This window comes from Escherichia sp. KTE31, from assembly GCF_000407925.1.
Classification (GTDB): domain Bacteria; phylum Pseudomonadota; class Gammaproteobacteria; order Enterobacterales; family Enterobacteriaceae; genus Escherichia; species Escherichia ruysiae.
In genome coordinates, this window is sequence record NZ_KE136725.1 from 434,314 (window position 1) to 457,665 (window position 23,352).

Genomic DNA, 23,352 nt, shown 5'->3' on the forward strand with positions numbered 1-23,352 from the left:
ACGCTTCCCTCAATATTTCGGGAGCCATGCGGGTTCAATCATACACGGGAAGCGAGGCGCTTCCCATCACGTTATTATTTTTCAACCTGCTGAACGTCAATTCGACGCGCTTCGTCCAGTTGGCTGGCTTTCGCACGAATGCGTGCTTCCAGCTGATCGATCATGTCGTTATTGTCCAGACGGTCTTTGCGCACGCCATCTTCATAGAGGCCGCTTTTCTTGTTGCCGCCCGTAACGCCAAGCGTAGAAACCAGCGCCTCGCCTGGGCCATTCACCACGCAGCCAATAATCGAAACGTCCATCGGGGTGATGATATCTTCCAGACGTTGCTCCAGCGCGTTAACCGTACCGATAACGTCAAACTCCTGACGTGAGCAGGTCGGGCAGGCGATGAAGTTGATGCCGCGCGAACGAATACGCAGCGATTTCAAAATATCAAAACCGACTTTGATCTCTTCGACCGGGTCAGCCGCCAGCGAGACGCGCAGCGTGTCGCCAATGCCTTCCGACAACAGCAGACCTAAACCAATGGCCGATTTCACCGCCCCGCTGCGTGCGCCACCGGCTTCGGTGATCCCCAGGTGCAACGGCTGATCGATCTGTTTTGCCAGCAGACGATAAGACTCAACCGCGAGGAAAACGTCAGATGCTTTCACACTGACCTTGAACTGATCAAAGTTCAGACGATCGAGATGATCAACATGGCGCATGGCAGATTCCAGCAACGCCTGCGGCGTCGGTTCGCCATACTTTTCTTGCAGATCTTTTTCCAGCGATCCGGCGTTAACACCAATACGAATCGGAATGTTTTTATCGCGCGCACAGTCAACCACCATGCGAATGCGTTCTTCATTACCAATATTGCCTGGGTTAATGCGCAGACAGTCAACGCCGTATTCCGCTACTTTCAGTGCAATGCGATAGTCGAAGTGGATGTCGGCCACCAGCGGTACGTTAACCTGCTGCTTGATGAGCTTGAACGCTTCTGCCGCGTCCATCGTCGGTACAGAGACGCGAACGATATCAGCGCCGACACGTTCCAGCGCCTTAATTTGATTGACCGTTGCTTCGACGTCTGTCGTACGCGTATTGGTCATAGACTGTACGGCGATGGGAGCACCATCGCCAATCGGCACATTCCCAACGTAAATACGTGTTGATTTTCTACGTTGAATTGGAGCCTGGTTATGCATGAAAAATCTCCCGCGTTACCCGTCTGTTACTGCGCCGGTGATTGTTCGGCATTGAGGGTCAGACGCGCAACCTGGTTAGTTCTGATAAAACGACTCAGATCGACAGGTTTCCCTTGATACTGGATCTGTACTGCGGCTGGTGCACCAATTTTCAGTTTATACGGTGCCTGACCGCTTAAATTCAAATTACCGCCTTTACGCTGCATCCCGCTAAACAGTTTTTTGCCGGTAGAATCGGTGACTTCCAGCCAGCAATCAGCAGTAAAGTTCATCACCAGCGCATTAGGATCAGCCGCTGGAGTGGTCACGCCAGCCTGATCGATTGGCAACGGCGCAGCGCCATCTGGCGTTGTTGTTGCAACCGGCGCCGCTGGTGTAGTAGTAGCCACGATATCAACATTTGCCTGTGAAGGAGGAACAACCGCGTCCTGCTGCGGCGCTACAGCGGGTGCTGGCGTCGTCAAGGCTGGTGTTTGCGTGTTCGTGGCGGTGGTATCTACAGCCGCAGGCGATGTAGTCGTCTGGGTTTCGGTAGCAGATGTATCTAACGGTACACTCTGGCTCTGGTTATTATTCAGCTCCGCAGTGGATTGATCAGCCATGGTGCTAATCTCTTCCTGCTGGGCTTTGTGATCCTGCCACCACCAGGCGCCGCTCAGGCCAATCACCACAAACAGCACCAGCCAGGTGAAAGTCATCAACCAGCCATCGCGTTTTTTGCGGCGTTTGCCGAGGGAAAAACTCTGCATTGGCGCAACTTTTGCGGCTCGCAGTGGAGCCTGCTTTTCCAGTCCCGGCAGCAGTTCTTCTTCCGGAATATGGACCAGACGCGCATAAGAGCGGATATACCCGCGCAAGAATGTTGAAGCAAGATCGGCGGGTGCCTTATCTTCTTCAATATCGCGTACCGTGGAAACCTTCAAACAAAGTCGTTCGGCAACGGCTTGCTGGCTAAGTCCAAGTTGTTCACGGGCATTACGCAAGCGAGCGCCGGTGGTAAGTGCTTCATTTTGGTCGTGCGTGGCTTCAGTATTCATTCGCTGCAGGTACGTTTAAAAGAGAATTGGGATGCCGGTGAACCATCACGCCCACCCACACCGCGAAACATCCGTAAAGTTAACCTTTATCATACAGTATAAGACTGTCTGTGTGCTCGTGACAAAGCCCACATGAATCAAAGCTAACTTACTGTTGCATCGTTACATACTGCCTTAAAGTCAGCAAAAACGCACCGTTAATATTGATCAGACAATTGCAACTTAATGCTACATTCATAAAACATTACGCCACGGTACATAAAGTAACCATGGCGTAATAACTATCAGACCGTTTTAATATCGATGGCTTCACCCTGCATCCGTTTACGCAGAGTACGTTTAGTACGGTCGATGACATCTCCCGCTAACTGACCACAGGCGGCATCGATATCATCACCACGAGTTTTACGCACAATGGTGGTGAAACCGTAACTCATCAGCACTTTTGAGAAGCGGTCGATACGGCTGTTCGAACTACGACCATACGGCGCGCCCGGGAACGGGTTCCATGGGATCAGGTTAATCTTACACGGCGTATCTTTCAGCAGCTCCGCCAGTTGGTGCGCGTGTTCAGTGCCATCGTTAACGTGGTCAAGCATCACGTACTCGATAGTGACGCGCCCCTGATTAGCATTGGATTTCTCCAGATAACGGCGCACTGCAGCAAGGAACGTTTCGATATTGTACTTTTTGTTGATTGGTACAATTTCGTCACGAATTTCGTCGTTCGGCGCGTGCAGGGAAATTGCCAGCGCAACGTCAATCATATCGCCCAGTTTATCCAGCGCCGGAACCACACCGGAAGTGGAAAGCGTCACGCGACGTTTAGACAGACCAAAACCGAAATCATCGAGCATGATTTCCATCGCCGGAACGACATTGTTCAGGTTGAGCAACGGCTCGCCCATGCCCATCATCACTACGTTAGTGATCGGACGCTGACCGGTGATTTTTGCTGCGCCGACGATTTTCGCCGCACGCCACACCTGACCGATAATTTCCGACACCCGCAGATTACGGTTAAAACCCTGCTGGGCAGTGGAACAGAATTTACACTCCAGCGCACAACCTACCTGCGAGGAGACACAAAGCGTGGCGCGGTCGTCTTCCGGGATATACACCGTTTCGACACGCTGATCGCCAACAGCAATCGCCCATTTGATGGTACCGTCGGATGAACGCTGTTCTTCAACCACTTCCGGTGCGCGGATTTCCGCCACCTCTTTCAGTTTGCCACGCAACACTTTGTTGATGTCGGTCATCTCATCAAAGTTGTCGCAGCAATAGTGATACATCCACTTCATCACCTGATCGGCGCGGAAGGGTTTTTCACCTAAATCTTTAAAAAACTCCCGCATCTGCTGACGGTTGAGATCCAGCAGGTTAATTTTTCCATCTTTCGTGGTGACGTTTTCAGGTGTGACTAATTGTTCAGACATATGCTATTCCGGCCTCGTTATTACACGTTATGGCCCCTGGAGGGTTGAAAAAAGAAACGCCCCGGTGAGCGGCTGCTCGTCCGGGGGCGCTGCATTGTACAAATTCTGGCGCACGGATGCCACGTTTGCACGCGGCATTTACGAAATTATTAACGGGTGCGCGGGCACACTTCGCCTTCACCGAAGAAATAAGCGATTTCGCGAGCGGCAGATTCTACGGAATCAGAACCGTGGGTGCCGTTTTCAGTCAGGCTGTCAGCGTAGTCTGCGCGCAGAGTTCCCGCCAGAGCGTTCGCCGGGTTGGTCGCGCCCAGCAGATCGCGGTGACGCTGAACGGCATTTTCACCTTCCAGCACGGAAACGACGATCGGACCAGAGGTCATAAACTCAACCAGACCATCAAAGAACGGTTTCCCATCGTGTTCAGCATAAAAGCCACGAGCCTGCTCAACGGTCAGGTGCAGCATTTTGGTGCCGACAATTTTGAACCCTGCAGCTTCAAAGCGCGCAAAGATATTACCAATGACGTTTTTTGCTACCGCGTTCGGTTTGATGATGGAAAAAGTACGTTCAATAGCCATTTTTACCTCTGTAAATTATTCTGTTGTTGTCTGTACCAGCGTACGAGATGGCGCGGATTATAATGAGCAACAGAGCCGTTGACTATTGATGAAGGTAACATTTTTTTAAAATAAACCTAGTTTAAGCAACAAACATGGTGGAAACAGACTATTGCATAACAAATTTCACTGTCGCTACCTGCCCCACTTCATCCATTACCAGCAATTGATAATCACCTTTTTCCGTTAAATGCAGAGTCACACTACGCCCGCGTTCAGCTAACGGTTCGCCATTCAGAAACCACCAGCGTTCTCCGGCACCACCGTTGGATTGCACCGGCAAAGTCGCTTCCGCCGCACCAGGTAAACGCTTGATAATGGTGCCATCACGAACGCCAGTCAATTGCAGCGGGAGCTGAGCGTCGTGACCGTACGGTGGGCAAATTGTCGAGGCTGGTGGCAAGCGCACAGCGCGGCGTTCTGATGCAGGCAACCAGGGTTCCAGTGGTAGTGGCCAGACATTCATCATTTCTTGTCGCGCCTGTGGGCAATCGGCGGCGACGCGTTTGCCATTTTCATCCAGCCAGATGGGAAAACGGATGCCATTAATCCCTTCTTGCTCTGGCAGTAACAGGGTTGGCGGCTGGCTTCCATCCAATAACCAGGTTGCCAGACGACGGCGACAGTTACTGTCACCTTCTGGTAAAGACTGCCCGCCAGGCCAGCAGATAACGCCACGAGTGACTGAGTTCGGGCGCGGATCTTCCGGCAGATTTGCACTGCGCGACAACAAAATATTATTAACCTGATTCAACAACGGTACGGCGCTGGCAAAGCCAAACTGACCGACAACGGGCGTGCCGTCCGGTCTGCCAGTCCAGATGCCAATCACATAGCGAGCGTTTACACCTATCGCCCAGGCATCACGATAGCCGTAGCTGGTGCCCGTTTTCCACGCCAGGGGTACGACGCGCGGCAAGGCACCGTCCGGCAAGGGCTGCGCTTCATCAGCCATGATTCGGCGGATGATCCATGCGGCGCCCGGCGACATTAAGGGGCGTTCAAGCAGCGGATCGTCAGGCTGTAAGCGCAATTTGCCTGCCTTACCGTGGCGGGCAAAAGCGGTGTACGCTGCCGCCATATCCTCCAGTTTTGCGCCAGCACCGCCGAGAATGAGCGAAAGATTCGGCACAGCACCATTGGGCAGATACAACGGCAATCCAACATTGCGTAATTTTGCCGCAAACCGTTTCGGGCCATAGGCTTCCAGCACCTGCACAGCAGGTAAGTTCAGCGAGCGAACCAGCGCCTCACTCATGCTGATCGGGCCATGAAAACCGCTGTCAAAGTTACCAGGCCGGTAATCACCGGTGCGTCGTGGGACGTCTTGCAACAGCGATGCCGGATGGATCAATCCCTCATCCAGCGCCAGACCATAAACAAAGGGTTTGAGCACCGATCCTGGCGATCGGATCGCATTGACCATATCAACATGACCAAAGCGTGAATCATCGTTGAGATCGACCGATCCCACCCAGCCGCGAACACGCATATCGGTATGATCAATCACGATCATCGCGAGTGAACTGCGCGGTGGCAATCGTCCTTTCCAGTTTTGCGCCAGTTCTTCCAGGCGCCGCTGAAGACCGGCATCCAGCGTAGTAACAATTTTGTCGCTTTTACTTTTACCGAGCATCATCCGTGAAAACAGCGGTGCCAGTTGCGGCATTTGTCGGGGTGCCAGCCAGATGGGTTCTTCCCTTGACTCTTTTACCTGCTCGCGGGACCACACACCTTGCACAGCCATCCGTTCGAGCACTTTATTACGCGCGGCCTCAGCACGCTCCGGCCAGCGATCCGGGCGCAGTCGGCTGGGCGCTTGCGGTAACACAGCCAGCATTGCTGCCTCGGAATAGCTTAAATTCGCGGGCGATTTTCCAAGATAAGCCCAGCTTGCCGCTCCAATCCCCTGCAACGTGCCACCAAACGGGGCGCGATTAAGATACAGGGTCAGAATGTCACGTTTAGACAGATGCCACTCCAGTTGCAACGCGCGCCAGAGCTGGCGAATTTTACCGCCAAACGTTTTGGGGTGAGGATCAAGCAAACGAGCAACCTGCATGGTGAGCGTGCTCCCGCCGGAGATAACCCGACCAGAAGTTAGATCCTGCCAGGCGGCGCGCATCACCGAGAACGGGTTTACGCCCGGATGCTTCCAGAACCAGCGATCTTCGTAATTGATCAGTGCTTCAAGGTAACGCGGAGAAACATCTTCGATAGTCACTGGATAACGCCAGATACCGTCAGCATCGGCGAAGCGCCAGAGCGGCGTTCCATCCTGCGCCACGACCACACGTGCGGGATTGACTTCATGCAGCGGCAGAGGCCAGAGTTTATCTGCTCCCCACGCCGCCAGAATGATAATAAAGGGCGCAGCTGCCAGCGTTATCCAGCAGCCGCGTTTACTTAACAGACGAGGCATTTACGGTCTGACAATCAACAGATCTTCAGCCGCGCCGGTCGCCCGCCATTGAGGAACATACATCGATTCCACCATCGGCTGCGGCACCTGATACGTTCCCGGCGTCACCGCCCGCGCCAGATATACCAGCGTAACCGGCTGGTATTCATCAACGGCAACCGCCGCCACAAAGCGATCGTCACGAAACTCAATGTGCTTAATGCTCGCCTGCTGCATTTGATTAAGCAGGTTTTGCACTTCGCTACCACTTTGCTCCAGACTGGCGTTGCCGTTAGCCAGGTTCTGGTTTTCCAGCTCCAGACCCGCTGGCAGCAAATCAACCACCAGCGCATCTGGCACGCTGTTATTGGCTTTTACCTGCAACCAGACCAGTACCAGATCGCCGCTACGTAACGAGTCCAGCGATTTGCTCTTACCGTCAGTACCAAGAATATGGCGCTCGATTTGCAGCACATTACTCGCAGGTAAAGGTGCGGATTGCGGATAACCGCTGGCATCCACACGCAGCCATAACGGCTGGGTGCCACTGTTAGTTACCTGCAAAGTTGCCAGTTGATCGCTATTCAGATTGCTGTTTTGCGCTTTCTCGCCAGTCAGCGGCTCGGCAGAGAAAGAGGTTTGCGCCTGCCATTTACCCGGTAAATCCTGAATCGTACGGGCAGCAAGGAACAGCGCGTTACTTTCCTGAGTTGATAGCCAACGTTCACCAAACGCCTGCTGCGAAAGTGTATTCAGCAGGGTGTTCTGCTCATCTGGCAACAGTTTGTTCTCTTCCAGTAAGGAGAGCATCAACGCGTTGTCGCGCAGTGGGCTACCGTAATCGCCAAGCCATATCCGCTCATCATTATTACGCGGCGTTTTCAGCGCCAGCGCAATTGCGTCTACACTCCGCGTCGCATCACCCATGGTTTTCAGCGCAATGCCAAGTTGCAGTAGCGGTAAACCAGAAGCGGCATCTGCACGACGCTCCCAGATTTCACGCAGCGCACCCAGCGGTGCCTTTTGCTGACGAGCCAGCACCAGCGCAGCGTAAGACTGTACTGCGAATTTACTGGCTTTGAGATTATCGGCATACGGGATCGACATCATGCCCGGATCTTGTAAATAGCGCAGCAGACGCTCATTACCCCGGTTAATAGCTTCTGTCGGCACGCTGTAACCCTGCTCACCTGCGCGAACCAGGAAATCCATCACATAAGCCGTCAGCCAGTACTCTTCGTCACTGTATTTATCCCATAGCGCAAAACCGCCATTATCGCGTTGCATTTGCAACAAACGGGAAATGCCGATATCGACTGCCGCACGGCGTTTATCATCACTGTCGCCTTTGATGCCCAACGCCTGTAGCTGGGCTGCATTGGTATAGAGCGACGGGAACAGACCGCTGGTGGTTTGCTCCAGACAGCCGTACGGATATGCTTTTAACTCTTTGATATAACGTGCGATGTTCAGCGGTGGCTTGCCGCTCAACAACAATTGCCCTTCCAGCGTAACAGGCGAGAAGTTTTGCAGTCCGCCAGCCGGTATCGCCCATGTTTCACCAGGCTGCAACACCGTACCATAATTGACGGTTTGCGCCGGGAATGCCGGACGGACGCCAATTTTCCACTGCTTATGCTGATCGGCAACGGTTTCTCCTGGCAAATTCAGGCCACTGATAGTCGCCTGAATTTCACCATCGCCATAACCCGGCAATGCTCGCACCGGGATAAACAGCGTAGTGCGCACGCCTGGCGCTAATTCAACAGGTGCGGGTGAATCGCTTACTAGTTCAACCAAACCGCTGGCGGTCAGGGCAACGTTCAGTTTTTGCGGTTTATCAGTAAGATTAGTGATATCCAGCGTCAGACGCGAAGTGTCGCCACGCGCCATAAAGCGCGGCATGTTCAGTTCGGCTATCACTGGTGCAGCAACAATCACTTTGCTTTCGTTGCTGCCGAAGTCATCTGCCGTCCAGGCTTGCGCCATGACGCGCAATTCACCGTTAAAATCGCCAATCGGCAGTGTAACCGTACCTTCGCCCTGTTCATTGAGCGTTACCGGCTGTGCCTGTTGCGCGACAATATTGACGTGATTGACCGGCGGCTTACCACCACGTTTCAGTTCATCGCCATCGCCACCAAAACGCAGTGCTGCCAGGCGTCCCTGTCCTTCAATGACCTGACCGTAAATATCGTATATGTCTGCGCCATAGCGTTTCTGACCGAAGAACGCCTGCCACGGATCTGGCGTAACGTAATCAGTAATATTCAGCACACCGCTATCAACGGCAGACACCAGCACATTCACCTGTTTTGGCATATCACCATTTTTATTGCTGGCTTTGATTTTCACAGTTAATGGCTGATTGGGGCGCATTTTTGCCGGTGTTTCCAGCGCCAGACTGAGACGACGGTTTTCATCGCCAAGCGGCAAATGCAACACGCCAACCGCGCGTTTTGGCGTCGCAGAGCGAGATTTATCGCCAGGACGCACCACCAGCGTACTTAAATAGAGGTCGTGCCGATTCCAGGTTTTATCGACCGGAATCGTTAAATCCAGCCCTTGTGCCGGAACATCAATCTCTTGCCACCACAGCGGCCCTTCACTGGACTCGACCATCGCATAGCCTTTACCCGCCGTTGGCGCGGCAATGTGCAACTTAATGGTATCGCCAGGACGATAACTGGCTTTATCCAGTTTCATCGTGACGCGATCCGGACGTACCGCACCGCTACCGTCGCTGTTGTCCTGCCAGCTATAGCCAGCCCAGAAACGCACGCTACTGACCGCTTCATTCGGCGCTTTGACTTCCAGACGATAAGCGCCCCACTCTACCGGAAAACTTACCTTACCAGTTTCATCCGCCTGAAGATCCAGCGTTTGTTCATTTTCGATCAGATCTTTTTGATCAAACTGTGACTGCCAGCCTTCATCTTCTGACCAGTTCCAGTAGTAATCTCGACGTTCGCGAATCAGACGCACCTGCAAGCCCGAAACGGCTTTTTTCACGCCCTGCGCATCGCTATAAACGATGTCAAAAGCGGCGTTGCTGCCTTCATTAACAATGGGTTGTTTTACAGTCGTGTCAGTACGGTAATCGTAAACCGATTTCAAGGCGAACTGCGGGCGGATCCCAGGGAGCGCATCGGCAGGCCAGATAGCCTGTTCAGCACGGCGCGTCACCGGGCGACCGCCAGATTCCAGCAAACTGCCCTGGAGAATAACCTGCAATGGGGAATGCGTTTCCTTCCACTGGCTTTCTGTAGAAACCTCGCCGCGCCCTTTATCATCCAGCGTCAACTGAACTTCATCCAGCGTGCGGGAAAGGTTTTCGGCAGCTATATCGCCAAATTCGAAACCAGGTAATGCAGAAACCGCTTCACGCAGAGGGCGCAGGAAAAGCTGCCCCTGCAAAGTATTACCGTTAGCAGGCGCACCGTACAGGTAGTAACCCACCACGGAGAATTTCACCTCATCTTTCGGCGTTAACGGGATTTTCTCGCCGGTCAGGTTCAACGCCATGCGTTCTGGCATAAAATCTTCGACGTGGAAATCCCACATCCGATACTGGTTATCGCCAGTGTTAGCGCGAATATGCCACATGCCGGTTGCCGCACTGCTATCCAGTTGCCAGGTAAAGTGATAGAGGCCATTCTCCGGCTGACTAACGACACTACGCAGTACCTGCCCGTCAGGTTTAATCACGTCTAACTTGATGGGTTGATCGGGCAATGCTTTACCGTCTGCATCACGCAGTAAGCCGTTGAGGATTACGGTTTCACCCGGGCGATAAAGATCGCGCGGGCCAAACATAAAGAACTGTTTGCTATAACCCGGTGCACCAGCAATGTTAAATTCCGCTAAGTCCAGCGCCGGAAGTTTTAAATCGAGCAGCGTTGTCTGACCATCTTTACGTGCCAGCAGTAATGCCGCGTTTTTATCGTTTTCCAGCTGTACATGACCCTGTGCATCACTGGTCGCCTGAGTCAGAGTCTGCCCTTTCTCATTTAATAACGAGACTTCAATTCCTTGCTGAGCCGCACCGTTTTCCAGGCTTTGGGTAAAGATATCCAGACGATTGTGATAACGGTGAGCCGATACGCCGATATCACTTAATGTAAATAGAGTCGCGGGATTACTGTAATCGTAACGTCCGGCCTGATTCATCACAGCCAGATACACGCCTGCCTGCTGAAGCGGTTTGATATCACCCAGCGGCAGCAATAATTTTTCACGGGTATTACGCGCAGGATTGAGATCAAAACGTCCGGTGTAGACTAGATCTGCCATCTGCAGGAGTTTGTCTGACTGCCAGTTCGCCAGCGAATTGCGGTATTCCCATTGGCTAATGAATGCTGGCAGAGATTCGGGTTTAACACGGAAGAAGTTAACATCGACATTGTTAACGTTGAGCGCCATTACCGGCAGTCCTTCAACGACTTTTCCAGGCAGCAGCGAACCACGGCTGGCAAAACCGACGCTGGGTTGAATATCGCGGGTGGTGATCGTCTTTTCGTAATCTTTACTGAAGGTTGCGTTATTGAGCGCCTTCATTTCCTGCCCAATAGTCACGATCAAATCACGTTTAGGTTCGAGGTGGCGTAAACGCAGCTCTTTAAGATTATCTGACAGCTCCCAGGCACCATCCACTTTACCGCTCTTTTTATCGACGACATGAACAACACGCGAGAAATCCTGATCCGGGTCGAGGGGGATGGAGAAAGTCAGCACCAGCGTGGCTGCACCATCGAGTTGGACCTCAGAGAGATCAAGCAATGTCAGTGTCTTACCGGCACTCTGTTGTGCCAGCTTTTGCCTCTCCGGCGCAGAGAGTTTTGCTGAACTCGCGTTTTCTGAAGATGTACCTTTAGCAGCTTCAGAAGGGGTATCTTTTTTCACCGCTGTTGGCGCGTTATCGTTGTTGTCGCACCCTGCCAGCGCCAGCATTAACATGCAGGCGGCTATGCGTAACTTTTTCATTTATCATCCCTGCCACAATGGCCCGTTAGCAACGTCGAATAATTATTATGCGTGAGAATTAACGTTATGTAATTCAGTATCACGTCCACAGAATCTGAATTTTGGTGATAAATGTGGCTCAGGCAGCCAAATCAGCCTCTTTTGCTTGTCGCTTTTCACTAAACGTCCGACAATTTAGCCTACCCCGGCAAAAATGGAGATGCCTATGTCCACGACATGGTTTGTAGGAGCCGACTGGCTCGCCGAACATATTGATGATCCTGAAATTCAGATTATTGATGCCCGCATGGCACCGCCCGGACAGGAAGATCGTAACGTTGCCCAGGAGTATCTCAATGGGCATATCCCCGGCGCAGTATTTTTCGATATCGAAGCTCTTTCCGATCACACCTCCCCGCTTCCGCACATGCTGCCGCGCCCGGAAACGTTCGCCGTAGCGATGCGTGAACAGGGCGTTAATCAGGACAAACATCTGATTGTCTATGACGAAGGTAATCTTTTCTCAGCCCCGCGAGCATGGTGGATGCTGCGCACCTTTGGCGTAGAGAAAGTGTCGATTCTTGGCGGTGGACTGGCAGGCTGGCAGCGTGATGACCTACTGTTAGAAGAAGGCGAAGTGGAACTGCCAGAAGGAGAGTTTAACACCGCCTTTAACCCGGAAGCCGTGGTGAAAGTAACCGATGTATTGCTGGCAAGCCATGAAAAAACGGCACAAATTATTGATGCCCGTCCGGCTGCGCGTTTTAACGCTGAAATTGATGAACCTCGCCCTGGTTTACGTCGCGGGCATATTCCTGGTGCGCTGAATGTTCCGTGGACAGAACTGGTGCGTGAAGGTGAACTGAAAACGACAGATGAACTCGATGCGATATTTTTTGGTTACGGTATCAGCTATGACAAACCGATTATTGTCAGCTGTGGCTCTGGTGTAACGGCCGCCGTTGTGTTGCTGGCACTTGCTACGCTGGATGTGCCAAACGTGAAACTGTACGACGGCGCATGGAGTGAATGGGGCGCGCGAGCAGATTTACCGGTCGAACCAGTGAAATAAGCTTTTTACAGGCAACAAAAAACCGCCGAATTTGGCGGTTTTTTGTTGCTGGTCTGGTTCGCGGCCTTTCCAGCTGGTTGTATTACTGCAAGTGTATCTCGTCTACTCAATACTCGCTTTATGCATCAACGATGTCAAGTAGATAAAAAAGGATAGGTTTTGAATTCATTTGGCTTATTAGTCCGAATTCAGACAAATATAAACAAATCCCGCTCAATATTTAAAATACTAACCGGTAAAAGATATTACTTAAACGTGTAAATTCACTTTTCTTAAAAAACAAAAAACCGCCAAAATCAGGCGGTTATTTGTTGCCGGTTTGGTTCGCGGCCTTTCCAGCAGGTTGTATTACCGTAGTAATGCAAGCGCGTCTCAGCGAAGACAATACTCGCCAGTAACTCTCTTTTTGTCAAGCAAAAGAGAGTTACTATTGTTCTGTTAGTGTATTATCCACTGAGGCTCTTTCCGCCGTCTCGCAAGCGGGCGCTGGCTTAAGGAAAGGATGTTCCGCGACCGTTAGGGCAAGCGCGTCTCAGTGCTTGCTATCGCGGCAATATCGCCAGTGGTGCTGTCGTGATGCGGTCTTCGCATGGACCGCACAATGAAGATACGGTGCTTTTGTATCGTACTTATTGTTTCTGGTGCGCTGTTTTCCGAAGTAAATAATAACCGGAGTCTCTCTGATAATTATTTACTGGTGGCTAACATCCTTCAGAGCAGCAAGTAAGCCCGAATGCCGCCCTTTTGGGCGGCATATTTTAGATTATCCGATTCTGTTTAAAATCACGCAGGAATCCACCCCAGCGACGTTCATAGAATGGCGCAATATGTTCGGTAATAAAGTGGCTAATTCCTTTTTCCCCTTTTTTCACCTGGCAAATATCAATAGGTTCATCTCCAGGTAATGTATCGGTCGCTACACTTCCCGCCGCCTGAATAATTTCTTCGATATTACCATCGGCTTCAATGCCAATAAGCAAATTAGGCTGTGCCTCTTCGTTCTCTTTAATTGAACAAATAAAAGCGCGCTTCACCGGCTTAATAGTTTTAAATAAGGTAGTGAGTGAATCAATCATTTGTGCTGGCGGCTCTGCGACTTCCGATAATATCAGCGATTCACCGCCTTCCAGTACTTCCTGACTACTCAGTGGATTTCCTTCTTCACCAATCAGCAAACTGATTTCACGCGGCATAAACTCTTTACCGGTAGGCAGTTTGGCATTAAGGAAGAGCGTTTCGCCAAGGGTCATCTCAAACAATGTGCGAACGGGCATTACGACAAATGCCTGTTCGCCGTCAACCGCCTGTTGAAGTGCTTCTAACGAGGTGAAAAAAGGAATGACGCTGGTGCCGTCTTCTTTTTCCCAATGTTGTAAATCAAGCGCGCTATCTTCAACCACAGCCTCGCCCTGCGCCGCTGTACCTGGCACCCAGACGGTGGATTCCAGTAGAGTACGGAAAAAAGCCGGACGATGCGCCGGTTCGGTTGCTGCTTTTTCCAGCAGGTCTTCAAGTTTGTTTTTTGTTTCGGACATAAGAACCACAATTCATTCAACGTTCGGGGCGGAAGTGCCTGATGCGCTACGCTTATCAGGCCTACAAAGGAATCGCAATTTGTTGAATTTGCAATACTTTGTAGGCTGGATAAGGCGTTTACGCCGCATCCGGCATAAACGATTACGCCGTTAACAGATTAGCAATCGTGCGCACACCCAGCCCGGTCGCGCCCGCAGACCACTGTTCAACCGGCGCTTTACGGTAAGTCGCTGAGCAGTCTATATGCAGCCAGCCTTGCTGATAGTTCTCAACAAAGTGCGACAGGAAGCCCGCCGCCGTGCTCGCGCCTGCCGGATACGCCGCGCTTCCGGTATTGTTCAGTTCGGCAAAGTTAGACGGCAGCTGGCTGCGGTGGAACTCCGCCAGCGGCAGACGCCAGAATGGTTCGTTCTCTTGTGAGGCACTCGCCAGCAAACGACCGGCAAGCGCATCGTCAAAACTGAACAGCGCGTGATAATCATTACCCAGCGCAGTTTTCGCCGCCCCGGTGAGGGTCGCCGCATCAATGATCAGTTCCGGTTTCTGCGCACTGGCATCAATCAGACCATCGGCCAGCACCAGACGCCCTTCGGCATCGGTGTTCATCACTTCGACTTTTTTACCGTTGCGATAGGTGATGATATCGCCCAGCTTGAACGCGTTGCCGCTGATCAGGTTATCCGCACAGCAGAGGAAAAGCTTCACGCGCTTGTTCAGACCGCGAGTGATGGCAAATGCCAGCGCCCCAGTAACCGTTGCCGCACCGCCCATATCGGACTTCATCGAATCCATAAACGCAGTCTGTTTGATACTGTAGCCGCCGGAATCAAAAGTGATGCCTTTGCCTACCAGGCACGCGTACACCGGCGCTTCTTTATCGCCAGTTGGGTTGTAATCCAGCGACAACAATACCGGAGAACGTTCTGAACCGCGCCCGACGGTGTGCAGCCCCATATAGCCTTGTTCGCGTAGATCTTCGCCTTTGGTGATCCGGTAAGTCACACGATCGCCCGCGACGTTGCTGATCAGATCAACAGCACGCTGTGCCAGTTGCGATGGCCCCAGTTCTTCCGCCGGTGCGTTGATGGTGTCACGCACCCAGTCGATGATCATCAGGCGGTTATCCAGCTCCTGGCGTTGAGCATCGTCCAGATCCGGCCACTCCACTTTACGCGTGCCTTTCGGGGCTTTGTAACCTTGCCAGAATGCCCAGCAACGATCCGCATCCCAGCCTTCACCGCTTAACTGAACATGTTTGATGCCCAGACCGTCAATCTTGCGCGCCGCACGCTGGATCAGCCCCAGATCGTCCGCCCCGTTCAAATGCAGGGTAATGCCATCATTATTAATGCTGTAAGCCGCTTTTTCTCCCCAGCGCGCGTCGGCAGGCTGGGTCGAGAGGGTAATTTTCATCGCTTCTGTCATTTTAGTTATCCTTATTTGTTTAACAGCAAAACGGGCCACCCCCAGGCAGCCCGTTTATTCACTCAGCTTCGTCCAGCCAGACCAACAAAATCGCTTCGAGGATTTTCTCGTTAGATGCCTGCGGATCGTCGTCGAAATCTTCCAGATCGCAAATCCACTGATGCATATCGGTGAATCGAACCGTTTTCGGGTCGAGATCGGGATACGCATCGTACAGTGCTTCGCCAATTTCGCGGCTATCGGTCCACTTAAGTCCCATACTAACCTCTGTTAATGCTCACGCGCATGGTTGATAGTGTAACGCGGGATTTCGACCACTAAATCTTCGTCGGTGACGCGCGCCTGGCAGCTTAAACGGCTTTCCGGCTCCAGCCCCCAGGCTTTGTCCAGCATGTCGTCTTCTTGCTCAGAACTTTCCGGCAGCGAGTCAAAACCTTCACGCACGATGCAGTGGCAGGTGGTGCAAGCACATGATTTTTCACAGGCGTGTTCAATCTCGATACCGTTACGCAGAGCTGCGTCGAGAATGGTTTCACCGCTATTAGCTTCCAGAACAGCGCCATCAGGGCAGAGATCCTGATGAGGCAAAATAACAATCTTTGGCATATTAAACCTCGTCCACGGAATGGCCTTTCAGCGCACGACGAACCGACTGGTCCATGCGGCGAGCGGCGAAATCCTGGGTTTGTTTGTCTACGTTTTTAATCGCTTGTTCGATGGCATCAACGTCATCGCCCTGCGCCACTTCACTCAGATGAGCGGCAGCATCGTCAATGACCTGGCGCTCTGCGGCGCTTAACAGCGCGGCATCAGCAGCCAGCGCACCGTTCAGGCTTTCCAGTACGCGTGCCGCTTCGACTTTTTGTTCTGCCAGCATACGGGCTTTTACGTCCTGCTCGGCATAGCTCATTGAGTCTTTGATCATTGAGGCGATTTCGCTGTCAGTCAGACCATAAGACGGTTTGACCTGAATAGACGCCTCAACGCCGGTGGATTTTTCCATCGCCGTCACGCTCAAAAGACCGTCGGCATCGACCTGGAACGTTACGCGAATATGCGCGCCGCCAGCTGGTAACGCCGGGATACCACGCAGCGCAAAACGCGCCAGCGAACGGCAGTCCTGCACCAGTTCACGTTCACCCTGCATAACATGGATAGACATCGCTGTCTGGCCATCTTTGAAAGTGGTGAAATCCTGGGCACGAGCCACCGGAATCGTGGTATTACGCGGGATCACTTTCTCCACCAGGCCGCCCATGGTTTCGAGGCCCAGCGACAGCGGGATCACATCAAGCAGCAGCATTTCGCTGTCCGGCTTGTTACCCACCAGAATATCCGCCTGAATCGCCGCGCCAATAGCGACGACTTTATCCGGGTCGATGGAAGTCAGCGGTGGACGACCGAAAAATTCGCCTACCCGTTCACGCACCAGCGGCACGCGAGTAGAACCCCCCACCATCACCACTTCCAGTACTTCGTCAGCCTCAACACCCGCGTCTTTCAGCGCACGACGACAAGCCAGTAAGGTTCGTTTTACCAGTGGCGCGATCAGTTCATTGAATTGTTCACGGCTGATTTCGCCCTGCCAGCCCGCAACATTCACGGTCACAGAGTCCGCATCGCTCAGCGCGATTTTGGCTGCAATGGCGGCATCCAGCAGTTCACGCTGAACGCGGTTATCGCTACGATCAGGAATGCCCGCCTGCTCGCGAATGTAATCCGCCAGCAGATGGTCGAAATCATCGCCGCCGAGCGCGGAATCACCGCCGGTCGCCAGCACTTCAAACACGCCGCGACTTAAGCGCAGAATGGATATATCAAAAGTCCCGCCGCCAAGGTCATAAACGGCGATCACACCTTCCTGACCGGAATCCAACCCGTAGGCGATAGCCGCAGCGGTCGGTTCGTTAAGCAGGCGCAGGACGTGCAGGCCAGCCAGGCGCGCGGCATCTTTGGTGCCCTGACGCTGGGCATCGTCAAAGTACGCCGGAACGGTGATAACCACACCATCCAGCTCGCCTGCCAGGGCTTCAGTTGCCAGGGCCGCCAGTGCTTTGAGGATGTCCGCAGAAACACGCACCGGGTTCAGCAGCCCCGCCGCCGTTTCAATCATTGGCAGGCCGTTTTCGCTGGCCTGGAATTGATAAGGCAGATGCGGATAGCGTTGCTGGATATCAGCCAGCGAGCGCCCCATCAGGCGTTTAACAGAACTAATGGTGTTGGCGGTATCAAGCGCAGCGTTAGTACGCGCGTCATAACCCACCGAATGCCCTTGCTGTTGATAGTGAACAACAGACGGCAGCAGGTGACGGCCTTCATGGTCGGCTAACGTTTCGGCCTGACCGCTGCGTACTGTCGCCACCAGCGAGTTGGTTGTGCCCAGGTCGATACCGGCCGCCAGACGACGCTGATGCGGCGCAGCACTCAAACCAGGTTCACTAATTTGTAATAAGGCCATGTTTAGCTTCCAGAAATTAAAAATCGAGCAGTTTTTCTTCGAGTTGTTCGGCACTGCTTCGCAGTTTATCGAGAAAACGCAGCTTACGCACGGTATCCGCCGCCGCGTCCCACGTCTCGTTGTCTAACTGTTCAACCATCAACTGGTGACGGGTATCAAACATCTTTTTAACGCGTTTGATAAAGCTTTCCAGCCGCGCTTCGTCTTTCGCCTGTTCGATCTCGTCCAGTTCTTCGCGCAGTTCCAGCTGTTCCATCAGGAACGCGGTGTCGCGCACAGTATGCTGCTCGCTGGCGAGATCAAAACCGTGCAAAGAAAGCAAATATTCCGCGCGCATTAACGGATGACGCAGCGTTTGCCAGGCCTGGTTAATGGTTGCGGATTGCTGTACGGCGGCGAGTTGTTCCGCCTGGCTTCCGCTGGCGAATTTATCAGGATGATACTGACGTTGTAGATCCTGAAAACGCAGGCTCAGTGCCTGGGTATCGAGTTGATAACGGGCAGGCAAGCCAAAGAGGGTGAAGTAATCCATAACATTCTCAGGGCTGCGATCCGCCGCGATGGCGGCGAATCAGGTAAAACAAACCCCACGCGCAGGCGACCACGGTGGGGTTATCGGTATGCGCATCAGACGTGGAAGCTTTCGCCGCAACCACATTCATCTTTGACGTTCGGGTTGGTGAATTTAAACCCTTCGTTCAGGCCTTCTTTTACGAAGTCCAGTTGCGTACCGTCCAGAAATTGCAGGCTTTTTCCATCGACCACGACTTTCACGCCCTTGTCTTCAAACACGATGTCTTCCGGCGTCGGTTCGTCAACAAATTCCAGTACATAAGCCATACCTGAACACCCGGAGGTTCTCACGCCCAGACGCAGGCCAAACCCTTTACCACGGTTAGCCAGAAAGGTATTTACTCGCGCTGCTGCACTGTCGCTCAGTGTAATCGACATAACCAAACCTCAACTCTTATTTTGCTTCACGTTTGCTTTTATAGTCCGCAATGGCGGCTTTGATCGCGTCTTCTGCCAGAATAGAACAGTGAATTTTCACCGGCGGCAGTTCAAGTTCTTCAGCAATATCGGTGTTTTTGATCGCCTGTGCTTCGTCCAGAGATTTCCCTTTCACCCATTCGGTCACCAGGGAGCTGGAAGCGATAGCGGAACCGCAGCCGTAAGTTTTAAAACGCGCGTCTTCAATGATACCTTCATCGTTGACTTTAATCTGCAACTTCATCACGTCGCCACAGGCCGGTGCACCCACCATGCCGCTGCCCACGTTCTCGTCGTTGTTGTCGAAGGAACCCACGTTACGCGGATTCTCGTAATGGTCGATAACTTTTTCGCTGTAAGCCATTATAAATTCTCCTGATTCCGATACCGATTAATGATGAGCCCATTCGATGCTGTTCAGATCCACGCCCTGCTTGTACATTTCCCACAGCGGAGAAAGGTCACGCAGACGACCGATGGATTTACGAACTAACTCGATGGTGTAGTCGATCTCTTCTTCAGTAGTAAAACGACCTAAAGAGAAACGGATAGAGCTATGTGCCAGCTCGTCGTTCAGCCCCAGCGCGCGCAGCACATAGGACGGTTCGAGGCTTGCCGACGTACAGGCGGAACCTGAAGAAACCGCGAGGTCTTTCAGCGCCATAATCAGCGACTCACCTTCAACGTAGTTAAAGCTGACGTTGAGAATGTTCGGCGCACCATGTTCCAGGTCACCGTTCAGGTAAACTTCTTCGATATCTTTGATGCCGTTCCACAGACGGTTACGCAGACCGCGCAGACGTTCCATCTCGGTCGCCATCTCTTCTTTTGCGATGCGATAGGCTTCGCCCATACCGACGATCTGGTGAACAGGCAGAGTACCGGAACGCATACCGCGCTCGTGACCGCCGCCGTGCATTTGAGCTTCAATGCGTACGCGCGGTTTACGACGCACATACAGCGCACCGATACCTTTCGGGCCATAGATTTTGTGACCGGAGAAAGACATCAGGTCAACTTTCAACTGGCTCAGGTCGATAGGCAGTTTGCCCACGCTCTGGGTTGCATCAACGTGATAGATAATGCCACGAGCACGGCACATTTCGCCGATAGCCGCGATATCCTGTACCACGCCGATTTCGTTATTTACGTGCATGATAGAAACGAGGATGGTGTCGTCACGCATCGCTGCTTCAAGTTCTTTCAGGTCGATAATGCCGTTACGCTGCGGTGCCAGGTAAGTGACTTCAAAACCTTCGCGCTCCAGCTGACGACAGGTGTCCAGTACCGCTTTGTGTTCGGTTTTGCTGGTGATGATGTGCTTGCCTTTTTTCTGATAAAAGTTGGCTGCACCTTTGATTGCCAGGTTGTCAGATTCGGTTGCACCAGAGGTAAAGACGATTTCACGCGGGTCAGCACCGACCAGATCGGCAATCTGATTACGGGCGATATCTACGGCTTCTTCAGCCTGCCAGCCGAAACGGTGAGAACGGGAGGCCGGGTTACCAAAGGTTCCGTCCATCGTCATAAACTGCATCATTTTCTCGGCAACACGCGGGTCCACCGGCGTGGTTGCGGAGTAGTCGAGATAAATCGGTAATTTCATTGCTCTATAAACTCCGTACATCACTCAATGCAAGGAATCAGGCTACCGGCTGGATGTACGACCGTGTTTACGGAGCGCGATACGCCCCGGCCTGATTCTGAATACTTTTTATCTTTTATGCGCGCAACTTAACGTCGATCGCGTCTTGTGTGCGACTGCGTGGCGCGTCGTGAGTATGCTGACGACCAGACACATCCAGCACTTCCTGGTTATTAACCAGTTCGCCTAAAGTAATGTTGTTGAGAAAACCGGTGAGACGGTCGCTCAAATCACGCCACAGCGCGTGGGTCAGGCATTTATCGCCGCCCTGGCAGCCGCCTTTACCCTGACAACGGGTGGCATCTACAGATTCGTCAACGGCGCTAATCACTTCGCCAACGGCGATGCTGCTGGCATCTTTGCCCAACAGATAACCACCACCAGGTCCACGTACGCTGGAAACCAGACCATTTTTACGCAGACGGGAAAACAGTTGTTCCAGATAGGAAAGGGAAATTCCCTGACGTTCGGAAATATCAGCCAACGGTACCGGGCCTGCTTCGGAGTTGAGCGCAACGTCCAGCATTGCGGTCACGGCATAGCGCCCTTTAGATGTCAGTCTCATGTCTTACTTCACCTCAAACTCGCCCCTGCCCGGGGGTTTTTATTGTAAAAGTGGGGGTATTGCATAGCAGGGTCAAGTCTGACATTCCCGAGTAATTTGGTCAACTATTTACTTGACTGATTTAGTCAGGTATTTAACCTTCAGTGCCATTTTTTATCGTGGCGTTTGTATCTGTTATCGGATGCGGCGTGAACGCCTTATCCGACCTGGGGTTCTGTACACTTCCAGGCCTGATAAGACGCGATAAGCGTCGCATCAGGCAACGACTCTTATTCAGCCTTGTTACCTTTATTCTGCTGCTCAATGGAAGCCAGAATCCCGCGCAGGATATTCAACTCCTGGCTTTCCGGGCGCGCACGGGTAAACAGACGGCGCAATTTATTCATCACCTGCCCCGGATGGTTTTCACGAATAAAGCCGGTTGCCAGCAGCGTTTGCTCCAGATGACCGTAAAAACGCTCAAGATCATCGACCAGCGGATACGGCGTCTCTTCATACTCAACCTGCTCGCCGTTTTCCTGAGTCGCCAGCCAGGCCATGCGCACTTCATACGCAATAACCTGAACCGCCATCGCCAGGTTCAGCGAGCTGTATTCCGGGTTAGCGGCAATCGCGACATGATAATGGCATTTCTGCAACTCTTCATTGGTCAAGCCGACGCGCTCGCGACCAAAAACCAGCGCCACCGGGGTATTTGCCGCTTCAGCGACGCTTTTCAGTCCGCATTCGCGCGGGTCGAGCATCGGCCACGGCAGCGTGCGGGAGCGTGCGCTGGTGCCAACCACCAGGCTACAACCGGCTAACGCTTCGTCGAGCGTATCGACGATGTGAGCATTACCAATCACATCGCTGGCTCCCGCCGCCAGCGCGATGGCCTGAGAGTCAGGTTTCACCAGTGGATTAACCAACCACAGATTGGTTAATCCCATTGTTTTCATGGCACGGGCAACAGAACCCATATTGCCGGTGTGTGACGTCTCCACCAGCACAATTCGAATATTTTGCAGCATTGTCTTTCTTCGTCTAAAGATTATTCGCGCATCTTATCATAAAACGAAGACAGATGCCGATCTCGCTGCTATACTCTGCGCCGTTTTCCCGTTCTTTAACATCCAGTGAGAGAGACCGATGCATCCGATGCTGAACATCGCCGTGCGCGCAGCGCGCAAGGCGGGTAATTTAATTGCCAAAAACTATGAAACCCCGGACGCTGTAGAAGCGAGCCAGAAAGGCAGCAACGATTTCGTGACCAACGTAGATAAAGCTGCCGAAGCGGTGATTATCGACACGATTCGTAAATCTTACCCGCAGCACACCATCATCACCGAAGAAAGCGGTGAACTTGAAGGTACTGATCAGGATGTTCAATGGGTTATCGATCCACTGGATGGCACTACCAACTTTATCAAACGTCTGCCGCACTTCGCGGTATCTATCGCTGTTCGTATCAAAGGCCGCACCGAAGTTGCTGTGGTTTACGATCCTATGCGTAACGAACTGTTCACCGCGACTCGCGGTCAGGGCGCACAGTTAAACGGCTATCGTCTGCGCGGCAGCACCGCTCGCGATCTCGACGGTACTATTCTGGCGACCGGTTTCCCTTTCAAAGCGAAACAGTACGCAACCACCTACATCAATATCGTTGGCAAACTGTTTAGCGAATGCGCTGACTTCCGTCGTACCGGTTCTGCGGCGCTGGATCTGGCTTACGTAGCCGCTGGTCGCGTTGACGGTTTCTTCGAAATTGGTCTGCGCCCGTGGGACTTCGCCGCAGGCGAACTGCTGGTTCGTGAAGCAGGCGGTATCGTCAGCGATTTCACCGGTGGTCATAACTACATGCTGACCGGTAACATCGTTGCCGGTAACCCACGCGTAGTAAAAGCCATGCTGTCAAATATGCGTGACGAGTTAAGCGACGCTCTGAAGCGTTAATGACTCTGGCGGGTGATATCACTCACCCGCCCTCGCCTTTCAGGCGCTATTCCGAAATACTTCCTCACCGCTTTACT

At 52.7% G+C, this 23,352-nt stretch carries 20 protein-coding genes; 3 read left to right on the plus strand and 17 right to left on the minus strand.

Features of this window, described 5'->3' with window-relative positions; translation table 11 throughout:
- Positions 1-74: 74 nt before the first annotated feature.
- The 6 genes from ispG to yfhM form a co-directional block, all read right to left on the minus strand.
- The gene (gene ispG, locus WES_RS05900) at positions 75-1,193 is read right to left on the minus strand and encodes a flavodoxin-dependent (E)-4-hydroxy-3-methylbut-2-enyl-diphosphate synthase (RefSeq protein WP_000551807.1); all 1,119 of its coding nucleotides are present in this window, start codon (positions 1,191-1,193) and stop codon (positions 75-77) included.
- 26 nt (positions 1,194-1,219) lie between these two features.
- Positions 1,220-2,230: a cytoskeleton protein RodZ gene (gene rodZ, locus WES_RS05895; protein WP_016235250.1), complete on the minus strand. Its 1,011-nt coding sequence runs from the start codon at positions 2,228-2,230 to the stop codon at positions 1,220-1,222.
- A 284-nt stretch (positions 2,231-2,514) separates the two neighbouring features.
- The gene (locus WES_RS05890) at positions 2,515-3,669 is read right to left on the minus strand and encodes a dual-specificity RNA methyltransferase RlmN (protein ID WP_000003311.1); all 1,155 of its coding nucleotides are present in this window, start codon (positions 3,667-3,669) and stop codon (positions 2,515-2,517) included.
- Positions 3,670-3,818: 149 nt separating this feature from the next.
- Positions 3,819-4,250 (minus strand): nucleoside-diphosphate kinase, encoded by a 432-nt coding sequence (gene ndk / locus WES_RS05885; RefSeq protein ID WP_000963837.1) that lies wholly within the window; start codon positions 4,248-4,250, stop codon positions 3,819-3,821.
- Between the two features lie 148 nt (positions 4,251-4,398).
- Positions 4,399-6,711 carry a peptidoglycan glycosyltransferase PbpC gene (gene pbpC, locus WES_RS05880; RefSeq protein WP_016158782.1) on the minus strand — a complete coding sequence of 771 codons (2,313 nt, stop codon included), beginning with the start codon at positions 6,709-6,711 and terminating at the stop codon, positions 4,399-4,401.
- On the minus strand, positions 6,712-11,673 hold the full coding sequence (gene yfhM / locus WES_RS05875) for an alpha2-macroglobulin (protein WP_016158783.1): 4,962 nt from the start codon (positions 11,671-11,673) through the stop codon (positions 6,712-6,714).
- 205 nt (positions 11,674-11,878) lie between these two features.
- Here yfhM and sseA point away from each other — a divergent pair, with 205 nt between their 5' ends.
- Positions 11,879-12,724 (plus strand): 3-mercaptopyruvate sulfurtransferase, encoded by an 846-nt coding sequence (gene sseA, locus WES_RS05870; RefSeq protein ID WP_016158784.1) that lies wholly within the window; start codon positions 11,879-11,881, stop codon positions 12,722-12,724.
- A gap of 601 nt (positions 12,725-13,325) precedes the next feature.
- Positions 13,326-13,451 (plus strand): small toxic inner membrane protein TimP, encoded by a 126-nt coding sequence (timP, locus tag WES_RS24575; protein ID WP_258286489.1) that lies wholly within the window; start codon positions 13,326-13,328, stop codon positions 13,449-13,451.
- A gap of 31 nt (positions 13,452-13,482) precedes the next feature.
- Here timP and sseB read toward each other — a convergent pair whose 3' ends face one another.
- The 11 genes from sseB to trmJ all read right to left on the minus strand — a co-directional run bounded on the left by sseB (position 13,483) and on the right by trmJ (position 22,353).
- Complete coding sequence (gene sseB, locus WES_RS05865; RefSeq protein WP_016158785.1) at positions 13,483-14,259, minus strand: enhanced serine sensitivity protein SseB; 777 nt, start codon at positions 14,257-14,259, stop codon at positions 13,483-13,485.
- Positions 14,260-14,401: 142 nt separating this feature from the next.
- Positions 14,402-15,685 (minus strand): aminopeptidase PepB, encoded by a 1,284-nt coding sequence (gene pepB / locus WES_RS05860; RefSeq protein ID WP_016158786.1) that lies wholly within the window; start codon positions 15,683-15,685, stop codon positions 14,402-14,404.
- 58 nt (positions 15,686-15,743) lie between these two features.
- Positions 15,744-15,944 carry a Fe-S cluster assembly protein IscX gene (gene iscX / locus WES_RS05855; protein ID WP_000523616.1) on the minus strand — a complete coding sequence of 67 codons (201 nt, stop codon included), beginning with the start codon at positions 15,942-15,944 and terminating at the stop codon, positions 15,744-15,746.
- Between the two features lie 11 nt (positions 15,945-15,955).
- A complete protein-coding gene (gene fdx / locus WES_RS05850; protein WP_001124469.1) occupies positions 15,956-16,291 on the minus strand; it encodes an ISC system 2Fe-2S type ferredoxin in 336 nt (111 codons plus the stop codon).
- A 1-nt stretch (position 16,292) separates the two neighbouring features.
- Positions 16,293-18,143 (minus strand): Fe-S protein assembly chaperone HscA, encoded by a 1,851-nt coding sequence (gene hscA, locus WES_RS05845; RefSeq protein WP_016158787.1) that lies wholly within the window; start codon positions 18,141-18,143, stop codon positions 16,293-16,295.
- A 16-nt stretch (positions 18,144-18,159) separates the two neighbouring features.
- Entirely contained in the window at positions 18,160-18,675 is a 516-nt protein-coding gene (gene hscB / locus WES_RS05840) for a co-chaperone HscB (RefSeq protein WP_000384413.1), read from the minus strand.
- 95 nt (positions 18,676-18,770) lie between these two features.
- Positions 18,771-19,094, minus strand: coding sequence for an iron-sulfur cluster assembly protein IscA (gene iscA, locus WES_RS05835; protein ID WP_000028953.1), 324 nt, complete (start codon positions 19,092-19,094; stop codon positions 18,771-18,773).
- A gap of 16 nt (positions 19,095-19,110) precedes the next feature.
- Entirely contained in the window at positions 19,111-19,497 is a 387-nt protein-coding gene (iscU, locus tag WES_RS05830) for a Fe-S cluster assembly scaffold IscU (RefSeq protein ID WP_000331707.1), read from the minus strand.
- 27 nt (positions 19,498-19,524) lie between these two features.
- Positions 19,525-20,739 (minus strand): cysteine desulfurase, encoded by a 1,215-nt coding sequence (gene iscS, locus WES_RS05825; RefSeq protein ID WP_001295373.1) that lies wholly within the window; start codon positions 20,737-20,739, stop codon positions 19,525-19,527.
- Positions 20,740-20,854: 115 nt separating this feature from the next.
- Positions 20,855-21,343, minus strand: a complete 489-nt coding sequence (gene iscR / locus WES_RS05820; protein ID WP_001241355.1) for a Fe-S cluster assembly transcriptional regulator IscR — start codon at positions 21,341-21,343, stop codon at positions 20,855-20,857.
- Between the two features lie 269 nt (positions 21,344-21,612).
- Entirely contained in the window at positions 21,613-22,353 is a 741-nt protein-coding gene (gene trmJ / locus WES_RS05815; RefSeq protein ID WP_000940022.1) for a tRNA (cytosine(32)/uridine(32)-2'-O)-methyltransferase TrmJ, read from the minus strand.
- A gap of 118 nt (positions 22,354-22,471) precedes the next feature.
- Here trmJ and suhB point away from each other — a divergent pair, with 118 nt between their 5' ends.
- Positions 22,472-23,275 carry an inositol-1-monophosphatase gene (gene suhB / locus WES_RS05810; protein ID WP_000553455.1) on the plus strand — a complete coding sequence of 268 codons (804 nt, stop codon included), beginning with the start codon at positions 22,472-22,474 and terminating at the stop codon, positions 23,273-23,275.
- Positions 23,276-23,352 lie beyond the last annotated feature (77 nt).